Origin of the sequence: Oleisolibacter albus (assembly GCF_003336875.1) — a bacterium.
GTDB lineage: Bacteria > Pseudomonadota > Alphaproteobacteria > Azospirillales > Azospirillaceae > Niveispirillum > Niveispirillum album.
The window spans coordinates 51,619-63,340 of record NZ_QGNJ01000016.1 but is presented as its reverse complement, the minus strand read 5'-3'; the positions used below and the strand labels follow the sequence as shown (position 1 = coordinate 63,340).

Sequence of the window (11,722 nt, the reverse complement as noted above, 5' to 3'; positions counted from 1 at the left end):
TCAAGCTCGTGTAACTCTCTTGCCATGGACGGGATGACGGCACAGCATCCGGGCGGAGCGGACCCGCAGGCGGCGGTGATGGCCCTGCTGGGCGATCCGGCCACCCATGGCGGTGCGCCGGTGGAGCGCATCGACACCCATGCCAACAGTGTCTTCCTGGCCGGCGACCGCGCCTACAAGCTGAAGCGGGCGGTCCGCTTTCCCTTTCTCGACTTTTCCACACTGGCGCGCCGGCTGGAGGCGTGCCGGGCCGAACTGGTCCTGAACCGCCGCACGGCGCCGGACCTGTATCTGGGGCTGGGCGCCGTGGTGCGGACCGCCGAGGGCCGTCTGCGCCTGCTGGACCATCTGCCCCGGGACGAGGGGGACCTGGTCGAGCCGGTGGTGCGCATGCGCCGCTTCCGTCAGGAGGATCTGGCCGCCCACATCGCCGATGCGGGGGGGCTGACGCCGCCCGTGGCCCTGGCCCTGGCCGACACGGTCGCCGCCTTCCATGAGGCGGCCGACCCCAGGCCGGACGGTCCGGGCGTGCCCGAGATCGCCCATCTCATCGCCATGAACACGCAGCAGTTGCGTCAGCACGCCGCCCTGTTCCCGGCCGAGGCCGTGACCCGGCTCGACCGGCGGGGGCAGGCGGCGCTGGACCGGCATGGCGGCCTGATCGACCGGCGGCGTCAGGCCGGCTATGTGCGCCACTGCCATGGCGATCTGCACCTGCGCAACATCGTGCTGGTGGACGGACGCCCGCAGCCGTTCGACTGCGTCGAGTTCGACGAGTCGCTGGCCGTCACCGACGTGCTCTATGATCTGGCCTATCTGCTGATGGATCTGGAGCATCGGCGCCTGCGGCCCGTGGCCAATCTGGTGTTCAACCGCTATCTCGACCAGACGGAGGATCTGGCCGGGCTGGCGCTGCTGCCGCTGTTCCTGTCGATCCGCGCCGGCATCCGGGCCCATCTGACCGCGGCCGGGGCCGCGGTGCAGTCGGACCCCGGACAGGCCGAGGCATTGCGGGCGGAGGCGCGGGCCTATTTCGATCTGGCCCTGGCGCTGGTGCAGCCGCCGCGCGGGCGGCTGCTGGCCATCGGCGGCCTGTCCGGCACCGGCAAGACCACCCTGGCCCGCCATCTGGCGCCGGAGATCGGGCCGGCGCCGGGCGCGGTGATCCTGCGCAGCGACGTGCTGCGCAAGCGGCTGCTGGGCTGTGCCGAGACCGACCGTCTGCCGCCCGACGGCTATGCCGAGGCCGTGACCGACCGGGTCTATGCCGAGATGGATGGCCGGGCCGGGCTGGTGCTCGACGGCCGTCACGCCGTCATCTGCGATGCCGTCTACGCCCGCACGGAACAGCGGCGCGGCATCGAGGCGGTGGCCCAGGCCGCCGGCATGCCCTTCACCGGCCTCTGGCTGGTCGCCGACCAGCAGACCCAGCTGGCACGGGTCAGCCGGCGCAGCGGCGATGCCTCCGACGCCACGGTGGAGGTGGTGCGCCGTCAGGCGGCCTATGATCTGGGGGAGATGACCTGGGATGTCATCGCTGCCAGCGGTCCGGCCGAAGAGACGGTGGCGGTGGCGCGCCGGCTCTGTGCCGGGTGACCGCAAGGCCCGGTTGACCACGGGGCCGGTTGACCACCGGGGGGCGACGGAGGACGATGGAGGCCGGGCCGGCTTCCAGTCTGCCGGAAGCCGATCCCGGGCCGATTGTTTCGATATAGAATCGACTTTTGCTCCGGGCCGGTTCTGCCGGACGGTCCATTTTGACGCACGTCAATGTGGGGCCGGGTCGGCGGGCCTACCGTTCGCCGGACAAAAGATCCGAAAGGGGGAACAAGCCATGGCTTTCCGGAAACTGCTCTGTGTGCTCAGCGGAGGGCCCGGTGATGCCGCGGCCCTGGGCACGGCCTTCGCCCTGGTGCGTCCGGTCGAGGGTCATGTGGAGGCCTTGTTCGTCCGCACCGACCCCCGCGAGGCCGTCCCCATGGTCGGGGAAGGTGTGTCCGGGGTGCTGATGCACGATATCCTCACCGCGGTGGAGAAGGAGAACCAGACCCGCAGCCAGACGGCGCGGGCGGCCTTCAATACCGTGCGCGACCAGGCCGGGGCCACCCTGGCCGAGGTGCCGCAGGGCCATCATGGCTGCACCGCCCACTTCACCGAAGCCGAGGGGCTGGCGGAGCAGGTGGTGGTCGATCTGGGGCGCCTGTCCGATGCCGTGGTGTTCCCGCGGGTGGGCGCCGAGCAGGAATCCAGCACCTTGCTGGCACTGGAGGCCGCCCTGCTGGACAGCGGCCGCCCCCTGATCGTGGCCCCGCCCACGGCGCCGGAGGCGGCGGGCCACCGCATCGCCATCGCCTGGAACGGCAGCACCGAGGCGGTGCGGGCCGTGGCCATGGCCCTGCCGATCCTGAGCAAGGCCGACCAGGTGACGGTGCTGACGGCGGAGACGCCGAAGACGGCCGCGGCCAGCGGACAGGCCCTGGCCGCCTATCTGGCCTGGCATGGCATCGACGCGGCCGTCCGTGCGGTCAGCCCGGACGGGGAGTCGGTGGGCGCCGCCCTGCTGCGCACGGCGGCCAATCTCCGCGCCGACATGGTTGTCATGGGCGGTTACGGCCATTCCCGCCTGCGTGAGATGATTCTGGGCGGCGTCACCCGCCATGTGCTGAACGCCACGGAACTGCCGGTCCTCATGGCCCATTGATCCGGGGGGCCGGTGTGCGCAGGGGCGCATGCCGGCTCCGGCAGGCCATCGGCCGTCCGGGACCTCAGCCCGCCAGGGCCGCCTGGTGCAGGGCTGCGCTTCCGGCCGTGCGGCAGCAGAAGATGATCTCGTCGAAGGCGCCCGGTGCGGCGGCGACGGCCTCGCGCACGGCCGCCACGGCGATGCGCGCCGCCTGCTCACGCGGGAAGCGGTAGGCCCCGGTGGAGATGGCGGGGAAGGCCACGCGCCGGGCGCCGATCTGCTGCGCCACCTCCAGCGCCCGGCGGTAGGTGCGGGCCAGCACCGTGTCCTCGCCCAGGGCTCCGGTGACATAGATCGGCCCCACGGCATGGATGACCCACCGTGACGGCAGCGCGAAGCCGGGCGTGGCGGCGGCGTCGCCGCGGCCGACCGGGTCCAGGGCCGAGGCCGCCTCGAACAGCTGCGGGCCGGCGGCCGCATGGATGGCGCGCGACACGCCGGTCCCGCCGCCCAGACCGGGGGCGGCGGCATTGACGATGGCGTCCACGGCCAGGGTGGTGATGTCACCTTCGATGACGCGCAGCGTGGTCATGGCGCAACTCCGCTTGTCCGCTGCCCCGGGCGGGCAGCCTCCTCCCCGCGGGGTAGCGCACCCGCCCGCACCGGCGCAAGGAAAAGCCCGCGGCCGGAAATCGGCCGCGGGCTGCTGTCCGGGAATGTGTCCCGGGACTGTCGGGTCAGGCCGGTCAGCTGGCCGGCGACCCTTCGGGGAAGACGATGACCGAGCGCCGGTTCGACGGCTCGCGCACACCGTCGGCGGTCGGCACCAGCAGGTCGGTTTCGCCCTTGGCCTCGACCGTGATCTGGCCGCTGCCGACGCCCTGGCTGACCAGGAATTCCCGCACCGCGTCGGCCCGGCGCTGGGACAGGCGCAGATTGTAGTCGGGCGAGCCCGAGGTGTCGGCGTGGCCGCTGACGGTCACGGCGGTGATGTTGCCCTGGCGGGCATTCTCCACCACGTTGCGCAGCACCTGCTGGGCGTCGGCGGTCAATGTCGCCTTGTCCCAGTCGAAGAAGACCGTGAAATTGCGGCTGATGGTCGGGGCCGGTGCCGCCGGCGGCGGCGGCGGCGGCGGGGGCGGGGGAGGCGTGTCGACCACCGCGGCCGGACGCGGCGGTGGGGCCGGCGGGGCGCCGAAGGTCCAGCGCAGGCCGACCATGGCCGTGTGGTTCTGATAGTCGAAGCTGGCGCGCTGGCCGTTGCCGTCCTGGCTGACCCGGATGATGCCGGTGTCGAGGAAGCGATAGCCCAGCGTCAGATCCAGGTTCGGCGACACGGCATAGGCGACGCCGGCCCCCACCTGCCAGGCCACGCCCGTATCCTTGTCGTTGAAGGTCTCACCGGGGCCGAACAGGTCGGCGGCATCGTCCAGCTTCACCGTGGCGACGCCGACGCCGGCGCTGACATAGGGGCGCACCGGCCCGATGGCGTTCAGCTCGTAGCCGATGACGCCCATATAGGTCATGGCGGTGACGTCGCCGGCTCCGCCGGCCCGGCCCGGCGGCCCGCCGGCGATGTCGCCGATGGTGCTGCTGGTGTAGCCGATTTCCAGGCCGGCGCGCAGGCCGTTGGACAGGCGGTAGCCGCCCTCGACGATGCCGGTCCAGCCGTCCTCGAAGTCGGCTTCATAGCGATAGCTGCCGGCCTCCGTTTCCAGGTCCTGGGTCCAGGTGTAGCCACCCTGCAGGCCGAGATAGGGACCCGAGACCATGTCCTGGGCCTGGGCGACCGCCGGCAGCAGGGCCACCGCGGCAACGGCCAGCATTGGACGCATATAGCGCATTCTTTCCTCCTTGCTCCCTTGGCTGAACTGTGCCCCGGCGCCCGGCGCCGGACGGGAATCAACGGGTCGACAACGGCTGGTGCGGCCGGATCGGCACGGCGCGGGCGGACGATTTGCCGGACATATCCACCTTCTGGTGGCAGGTGTGACCGAAAAGCCGCAGACGGCCCGATGCACCGGGTTCCCGATGCACCAGAACGGCAACCGCGTCGAGACAGCGGGAACGACCTAAAGCTGTTCGATGCATCGCAACAAGGCGGGCAGACAGGGTAGGCACCCTGGGGGAGGGGGCGGTAAGGAAGTACCTCCGCCCGCGGGGCAGGCGGGGTGGGGAGGCCTTTGCCGGGCACGCGTCCCCTGGGCGCGGCACTTGCGCCGGCTGCCGTGCCGCTCTAGCCTGCGTGAAAAACGCCCACCCCGGGCGCGACCCGCGCAAATGAGAGCCTTCCCGTGCCGCATTCCCCCATCGCCTATGTCGGCGACGCCGCGCTTGACCGCCTTCTGCGCGACGCCGGCATCGCCCAGACCGCCGCCGCCATCCGTGACCTGATCGACGGCGTCAACGCCGCGCCGGACGGGGAGGACACCGACCGCTGGCTGCTGCTGGTGGGCGAGACGCTGCCGCCGGCCGTGCGCGACCAGCTGCTGGCCCTGCGGGCCAGCATCGCCCGGCCCGTTCCGCCGGAGGTCGGCGACCATGCCGCCCGGTTGCAGGCGCTGCGGGCGGAGCTGTATCGCCGCGGCCTGGATGGCTTCGTCATTCCGCGCGCCGACGAGCACAATGGCGAATATGTGCCGCTGCGGGCCAACCGCATGGCCTATCTCAGCGGCTTCACGGGGTCTGCGGGCGCCATCGTCGTGCTGCGCAAGAAGGCCGCCATCTTCGTCGATGGCCGCTACACGCTCCAGGTTCAGCAGGAGGTCGATGCCGGCCTGTTCGAGTACCGCAATCTGATCGAGGAGTTCCACGGCGACTGGGCGGCCGAGCATATGCTCGCCGGACAGAAGCTGGGCTTCGATCCCTGGCTGCACACGGTCGGCTGGGTGGAGCGCATGCGCAACAGTCTGGCCAAGGCCGGCGCCGAGCTGATCGCCGTCGAAGGCAACCCCGTCGATGCCATCTGGACCGACCAGCCGCCGGCCCCGCTGGGGCTGGTGGTGCCGCAGCCGGACGCCTTCACCGGCAAGTCCAGCGCCGACAAGCGCGCCGAGCTGGGGGCCGAGCTGGCCCGCAGCCGCACGGCGGCAGCCGTGCTGACCCAGCCGGACAGCATCGCCTGGCTGCTGAACATCCGCGGGGCCGACGTGCCCTGCACGCCGCTGCCCCTGTCCTTCGCCATCCTGCATGACAGCGGGGCGCTGGACTGGTTCGTGGACCGGCGCAAGCTGGCCCCCGGTCTGGAGCGGCATCTGGGCAATCAGGTGGTGCTGCGCGCCCCCGACGAGCTGCCGGGGGCGCTGGACGCGCTGGGGGCGGCCAAGGCCAAGGTGCGGGTCGATCCGGCCACGGCCACGGTCTGGGTGTCCGACCGGCTGCATGAGGCCGGTGCCACCCTGGAGCGGGAGACCGATCCCTGCGTCATGCCGAAGGCGGCCAAGAACGCTGTCGAGCTGGAGGGCAGCCGCGCCGCCCACCGCCGTGACGGGGCCGCGCTGGTGCGCTTCCTGTCCTGGTTCGACCGCGAGGCGCCGGCCGGCGGCCTGGACGAGCTGACAGTGGTCGACCGGCTGCTGGCCTGCCGCCAGCAGGTCCAGCATTTCCGTGGTCCCAGCTTCGAGACCATCGCTGGGTCCGGCCCCAACGGCGCCATCGTCCATTACCGCGCCAATGAGAAGAGCAACCGCCCGGTGGAGCGGGACAGCCTGTTCCTGCTGGACAGTGGCGGCCAGTATCTCGACGGCACCACCGACATCACCCGCACCATGGCGGTGGGCACGCCCACGGCCGAGATGAAGCGGCATTTCACCCTGGTGCTGAAGGGCCATATCGCCCTGGCCACGGCCGTGTTCCCGGCAGGCACCACCGGCAGCCAGCTCGACCTGCTGGCGCGGCAGTTCCTGTGGCAGGCCGGCCTGGATTACGACCATGGCACCGGCCACGGCGTCGGCAGCTTCCTGTCGGTGCATGAGGGGCCGCAGCGCATCGCCAAGATCCCCAACACGGTGGCGCTGCAGGCGGGCATGATCCTGTCCAACGAGCCCGGTTACTACAAGACCGGCGCCTATGGCATCCGGGTGGAGAATCTCGTCGTCGTCCAGTCCGCCACGGACATTCCGGGGGCCGAACGGCCGATGCTGCGCTTCGAGACCATCACGCTGTGCCCCATCGACCGCCGGCTGGTGGACACCGGTCTGCTGACCACGGCCGAACGCGACTGGCTGAACAGCTACCATGCCCGTGTGCGGGAGGCGCTGGCGCCGCTGCTGGAGGCGGAGGAGCGCGACTGGCTGGACCGGGCCACGGCACCGCTCTGACCGGTCCCTGAGACCGATTGCAGAGGCGGTTCACGGATCTGCCGGGGAACGGCGCGGCAGATCCGTCCCGGACCTCAGATCCGGACCATGTCGCGGGCAGGCTCCGGGAACTTGGCGCTGAGATGGTCGGCCGAGCAGCGCGTCAGCACGCAGCTGCGGAAGGAGCCGGGGGGAACGCCCACGCAGCGGCCGAACAGGTCGGTCAGGTGGGCCTGGCTGGAAAAGCCGGTGGCCGCCGCCACCTGGGCAATGGGCAGGCTGCTGACCGCCAGCAGCCGCTTGGCCTCGTACAGACGCCGCTGCATGACATAGCGGTGCGGGGCGAGGCCGGTGGCCCCCTTGAATCGGCGGGCGAAGTGGCTGGGACTCAGCCCGGCGGCGGCGGCCAGCCGGACCAGTCCCAGATCCCCGTCGAGATTTTCCTCGATATAGGTGGCGACCCGGCGCAGCTGCAGGCGGGACAGGCCACCGGCGTCCGCCGTCGGGACCGGTAGCAGGATGCGGTCAAGCGGGTGCGGCTCCGCGGCGGGGCAGGTCATGGCGCACATGGCGAGGCTCCGGCGAAAGGCAGGCGGGTCCCGGCGCGGTCAGCATCGGAATCGCGTGCATGCCCCTGGCGTATGGGCCGGGGCCGGTGGACAGATGGGAAGAGGCATCATGGCAAGAAGCCTGGACCCTGTCTGTGCGCCCCGTCACTGGCTATTCGGCAGCAGCGGCACCCCCTTGGATCACGCCCGGGCCGGCATCCTTGCGGAAGGCGATGGTGACCGTGGCCAGATGTATGCCGAACTTGCTCATGGCGGCCCGGTTCAGCACCACCCCGTCGGGCATCAGGAACATCCAGTCGTCAAAATGCACCCGCGTGCGGCCGCCATCGAGCTTCAGGTTGAAGTCGTAGCGCAGGTTGAAGGCGTTGCCGTACTGCTTGCCCACGGCGGTGCCGATGGCATCGGCCGTGCGCCCTTCCCACTGGTGCTCGTCGCGCCTGGTCAGGTGCCAGATGCGCTGCTCCTGCTCGCCATCGTTCCAGTGGAAATCCTCCACCAGGGTCAGGACCTGGCCGTCCCAGCTGCCGGTGATATCGACGGTGAACTGGCGGCGGATGGTGCCGAAGCGGTCCTCCACCAGCCCGTAGGCGCGGGACCTGCCCTGGAAATATTCCTCCAGGACGAAGCGGGGGGTGGAATCGGCGAACTGTTCCGGTTTCATGCTGCTGCATCCATTGAGGACGGCAAGGCTGAGAAGAAGGAGCAAAAGGCGGCTGAGCATGGAACCTCCGGTGGCGGGAACGGTGTCATGGTGCCTGGGCCTGCACGGTGATGCGGCGGCGCAGGGCGGTCTGGGCGCTCTCCGTCAGCGGCCAGCGCCAGAGCAGGGCGATGGCCGCCAGCTTGAAGGGGATGGGCAGCAGCCCGTACAGCAGGGCGAGCGCCGTCAGCGCCCCCTCCCCGTTCGGACCGCCAGGGGAGAAGCCCAGCAGGCCCGCCGCCGTCAGGCCCAGGGCCGCCAGGGCCACCGCCAGCTTGGTCGCCAGCCCCCAGAGGGCGAAATAGAGGCCGGTGCGCGCCTGTCCGGCACGGGCGGTGTCGGCATCCACCACATCGGCCTGCATGGCGCCGGGCAGGATCAGGTCGGCCCCCAGCGCCAGGCCGGTGGCGACGCAGATGGCCAGGAAGGGCAGGCTGTCCCCCGGTCCCAGCAGCGGCACCAGGGCAAACCAGGCGCAGGCCCAGAGCATGGCCGCGCCCCAGACCCGGTGCTTGCCCCAGCGCCGGCTCAACCGCAGCCAGAGCGGCACGCCCAGCAGGCCGGCGCTGAAATAGGCCAGCAGCAGCAGGCCCGTCTGCTCCCCGGTCTGCAGCCGGTGCTGCACGAAGAACAGGAAAAGCTGCGCCGGCAGGCCGTTGGCCACGCCGTTCAGCAGATAGGCCAGCACCAGCCGGCGGAACGGGCCGTTGCCGGCCAGCAGTGCCGCCCCCCGGCGCCAGCCGAGGGCCTGCGGCGGACGGGCCGGCGGTTCCGGCACCAGCAGCAGGCAGAGCAGCAGGCAGACCGGCAGGGCCATGGCCACGCTGCGGGCCAGCAGCGCCAGCGCCTCTCCCTCCTGCCCGGCGGCGGCGACCCCGGCCAGGACCGGCAGCAGCAGGGCCGCCAGGGTGCCGGCCAGGGCCGCCCCCTCGCGGTAGCCGGCGATGCGGGTGCGCTGGTGGTAGTCGTCCGACAGCTCGGCTCCCCAGGCCGCCAGCGGCACCAGGATCATGGTCCACCCGGTGTACAGCACCAGACTCCACAGCAGCAGATAGGCGGCGGTGACGCCGGCCGGCGGTTGCAGCAGGAACCAGAGGCCCAGCAGCGTCGGAGCCAGCCCGGCCAGCAGCCAGGGCCGGCGGCGGCCGAAGCGGCCGCTGGTGCGGTCGGACAGCCAGCCCACCAGCGGATCGCTGACCCCGTCCCACAGCCGCGACAGCAGCAGCACCCCGCCCAGCACCGTCAGCGGCAGGCCCAGCGCGGCGTAGTGCGGATGCAGGAAGATGAACACCGGCAGGGTCAGGGCCGCCAGCGGCAGCGCCGGCAGCCCATAGGCCAGCAGCACCGCCGATGTGGGCGCCTGCGGCGCGGGCGTGGTCGGATCTCCGGCCATGGGGGCCTCAGTCGCGGGCGAGGCCCAGATGCAGCACATCGATGGTGCCGTTGCGGAAGCCGGCGGCGCAGTACCAGAGATACTGCTCCCACAGCCGCTTGAAGCGGCTGTCGAAGCCCATGCCGGACAGATCCGGCCAGGCCGCCTGGAACCGCTCCTGCCAGGCATCCAGCGTGCGGGCGTAATGCAGGCCGTAGCCCTGGCTGCCGGTCCAGCGCAGGCCCGCCCGCTCCACCTCCTGCCGCAGCCGGGTGGGGGAGGGCAGCATGCCGCCGGGGAAGATGTAGCGCTGGATATAGTCGGCGGCGCGCCGGTAGCTGTCGAAATGCGCCTCGTCGATGGTGATGATCTGCAGGCATCCCTTGCCGCCGGGCGCCAGCCGGGCGTGCACGCTGTTGAAGAAGGTGGGCCAGTACCGCTCGCCCACGGCCTCGAACATCTCGATGCTGGCGACACGGTCGAACTGGCCGCCCGTATCACGGTAATCCTGCAGCCGGATCTCCACGCGGTCGCCCAGCCCGGCGCGCTGGATGCGGGCGCAGGCATAGTCGTGCTGGGCCTGGCTGATGGTCAGGCCGGTGACATGGGCGCCGATCTCCCGTGCCGCATATTCGGCGAAGCCGCCCCAGCCGCAGCCGATCTCCAGCACGCGCATGCCGGGGCGTAGATCCATGCGGCGGGCGATCTCGGCATATTTGCGGGCCTGGGCGCTTTCCAGCGTCTCCGGCGCCGACAGATCGGCGAAGACCGCGGCGGAATAGGTCATGCTGGCATCGAGCCAGCGCGCATAGAAGCGGTTGCCCAGGTCGTAATGGAAGGCGATGTTGCGCCGGCTGCCGCTGCGGGAATTGGGCTTCAGCAGATGCAGCACATGCTGGGCCGCCCGGAACCAGGGGCGTCCGAACAGGGCGCGGTGCAGCTCCGCCTCGTTGCGCAGGGCGGTGTCGAACAGGGCCGGCACGTCGGGGCTGGTCCAGTCCCCGTCCAGATAGGCCTCGCAGAAGGCCAGCTTGCCGCCGGTCAGCATGCGCGCCGCCAGCCGGTCGTGGCGCACCACCAGCACGCCATGCGGGCCGGGCTCGCTGCCGTCGAACCGGTGGCTGCTGCCGTCGGGCAGGGTGATGGTCAGGGACCCGACCCGGATGGCGCGACAGATGCCCAGCAGCAGGCGCATCAGGCGGGACGGGCGGTAGGGAACGGCGGGCGCGAGGGCGCTGGTCTCGGTCTGCTCGGTCATGGCTCTACGACGTTTGTGTCCACACTGAAGTGGATCACCGCGCCGTTCTGGCAAGCCTTACGGGCGGATCAGGTCTCCGATGGAAAGGGGCACCCTTGCGCCAGAGGTGGAGGGCCTGCCAGTGGATGCCGCCGACCACCTTCAGCGTCTGCAACGGATGCATCAGCACCGCCCGCAGCAGGCTGCGGCCGGTCAGGGGCAGGCGCCGCCCGGTCTGGGTGGCGATCAGCTTGTCGCCGTCCGCGTCGGCCAGACGGATGCGGATGCCCAGCTGCTCGCCCGGCGGCAGCAGCCGGAAGGCGTAGTGCCCGTCCAGCGCCATGAAGGGGGAGACGTGGAACTCCTTCTCGTGCCCCTGGTCCAGCGCGGCCCCGGCCGGCTGGTCCGGGTCGACGGGGCAGAGATAGCAGTGCTGGTCGCCGAAGGTGTTCTTGACCTCGTACAGCACGGCGCGCAGCCGCCCGGCCGGATCGTGGCAGAAATAGAGGCTCAGCGGATTGAAGCAGGCCCCCAGCACGCGCGGCAGGGCCAGCAGCCGGATGGGGCCGCCGCCCAGATCAAGCCCCGCCGCCGCCAGCTGCGCCTCCACCCAGGGGCGCAGGGGGCTGCCATCGCGCGGGCCGTGGTCGGCATCGTGCAGGCTCAGCAGGTTGAACCGGTTGTGCGACAGGCCGCGGGGCAGCCGGTCCAGCCGGTCCAGGTCCAGCAACAGGGTGAAGGCGCGGTAGGCGAAGGCATGGCGGAAGGGCCGCAGCCGCACATGCACGATGCGGCAGAAATAGACGGCATGGGCCGGCGCAGGGTCGGCCGGGCCCGCACCGGCAGGGTCTGGGGCCATGGGC

At 71.3% G+C, this 11,722-nt stretch carries 10 protein-coding genes; 3 read left to right on the top strand and 7 right to left on the bottom strand.

Annotated features, from left to right (window positions below):
• Positions 1-33 precede the first annotated feature (33 nt).
• Both DK368_RS18155 and DK368_RS18150 read left to right on the top strand, forming a co-directional pair.
• Entirely contained in the window at positions 34-1,596 is a 1,563-nt protein-coding gene (locus DK368_RS18155) for a bifunctional aminoglycoside phosphotransferase/ATP-binding protein (protein WP_114395394.1), read from the top strand.
• Between the two features lie 238 nt (positions 1,597-1,834).
• Complete coding sequence (locus tag DK368_RS18150) at positions 1,835-2,701, top strand: universal stress protein (RefSeq protein WP_162306090.1); 867 nt, start codon at positions 1,835-1,837, stop codon at positions 2,699-2,701.
• Between the two features lie 64 nt (positions 2,702-2,765).
• Here the strand turns inward: DK368_RS18150 and DK368_RS18145 are convergent, their stop codons facing one another.
• Complete coding sequence (locus DK368_RS18145) at positions 2,766-3,275, bottom strand: macro domain-containing protein (protein ID WP_114395392.1); 510 nt, start codon at positions 3,273-3,275, stop codon at positions 2,766-2,768.
• A 154-nt stretch (positions 3,276-3,429) separates the two neighbouring features.
• Complete coding sequence (locus tag DK368_RS18140) at positions 3,430-4,527, bottom strand: OmpA family protein (protein ID WP_114395391.1); 1,098 nt, start codon at positions 4,525-4,527, stop codon at positions 3,430-3,432.
• Between the two features lie 450 nt (positions 4,528-4,977).
• Here DK368_RS18140 and DK368_RS18135 point away from each other — a divergent pair, with 450 nt between their 5' ends.
• On the top strand, positions 4,978-7,002 hold the full coding sequence (locus tag DK368_RS18135; RefSeq protein WP_240002560.1) for an aminopeptidase P family protein: 2,025 nt from the start codon (positions 4,978-4,980) through the stop codon (positions 7,000-7,002).
• Positions 7,003-7,076: 74 nt separating this feature from the next.
• Here DK368_RS18135 and DK368_RS18130 read toward each other — a convergent pair whose 3' ends face one another.
• The 5 genes from DK368_RS18130 to DK368_RS18110 form a co-directional block, all read right to left on the bottom strand.
• A complete protein-coding gene (locus tag DK368_RS18130) occupies positions 7,077-7,550 on the bottom strand; it encodes a helix-turn-helix domain-containing protein (protein WP_114395390.1) in 474 nt (157 codons plus the stop codon).
• A 151-nt stretch (positions 7,551-7,701) separates the two neighbouring features.
• Positions 7,702-8,271, bottom strand: a complete 570-nt coding sequence (locus tag DK368_RS18125; protein ID WP_114395389.1) for a DUF3833 domain-containing protein — start codon at positions 8,269-8,271, stop codon at positions 7,702-7,704.
• A gap of 25 nt (positions 8,272-8,296) precedes the next feature.
• Positions 8,297-9,643, bottom strand: a complete 1,347-nt coding sequence (locus DK368_RS18120) for an MFS transporter (RefSeq protein WP_114395388.1) — start codon at positions 9,641-9,643, stop codon at positions 8,297-8,299.
• Positions 9,644-9,650: 7 nt separating this feature from the next.
• Positions 9,651-10,880: an SAM-dependent methyltransferase gene (locus tag DK368_RS18115; RefSeq protein WP_114395387.1), complete on the bottom strand. Its 1,230-nt coding sequence runs from the start codon at positions 10,878-10,880 to the stop codon at positions 9,651-9,653.
• Positions 10,881-10,914: 34 nt separating this feature from the next.
• Positions 10,915-11,718, bottom strand: coding sequence for a DUF1365 domain-containing protein (locus tag DK368_RS18110; protein WP_114395386.1), 804 nt, complete (start codon positions 11,716-11,718; stop codon positions 10,915-10,917).
• Positions 11,719-11,722 lie beyond the last annotated feature (4 nt).

Coding starts and splice junctions, on each gene's coding strand:
- DK368_RS18125 (WP_114395389.1), bottom strand. CDS start 8,271: ATGCTCAGCCGCCTTTTGCTCCTTCTTCTCAGCCTTGCCGTCCTCAAT.
- DK368_RS18130 (WP_114395390.1), bottom strand. CDS start 7,550: ATGTGCGCCATGACCTGCCCCGCCGCGGAGCCGCACCCGCTTGACCGC.
- DK368_RS18115 (WP_114395387.1), bottom strand. CDS start 10,880: ATGACCGAGCAGACCGAGACCAGCGCCCTCGCGCCCGCCGTTCCCTAC.
- DK368_RS18120 (WP_114395388.1), bottom strand. CDS start 9,643: ATGGCCGGAGATCCGACCACGCCCGCGCCGCAGGCGCCCACATCGGCG.
- DK368_RS18110 (WP_114395386.1), bottom strand. CDS start 11,718: ATGGCCCCAGACCCTGCCGGTGCGGGCCCGGCCGACCCTGCGCCGGCC.
- DK368_RS18155 (WP_114395394.1), top strand. CDS start 34: ATGACGGCACAGCATCCGGGCGGAGCGGACCCGCAGGCGGCGGTGATG.
- DK368_RS18145 (WP_114395392.1), bottom strand. CDS start 3,275: ATGACCACGCTGCGCGTCATCGAAGGTGACATCACCACCCTGGCCGTG.
- DK368_RS18140 (WP_114395391.1), bottom strand. CDS start 4,527: ATGCGCTATATGCGTCCAATGCTGGCCGTTGCCGCGGTGGCCCTGCTG.
- DK368_RS18150 (WP_162306090.1), top strand. CDS start 1,835: ATGGCTTTCCGGAAACTGCTCTGTGTGCTCAGCGGAGGGCCCGGTGAT.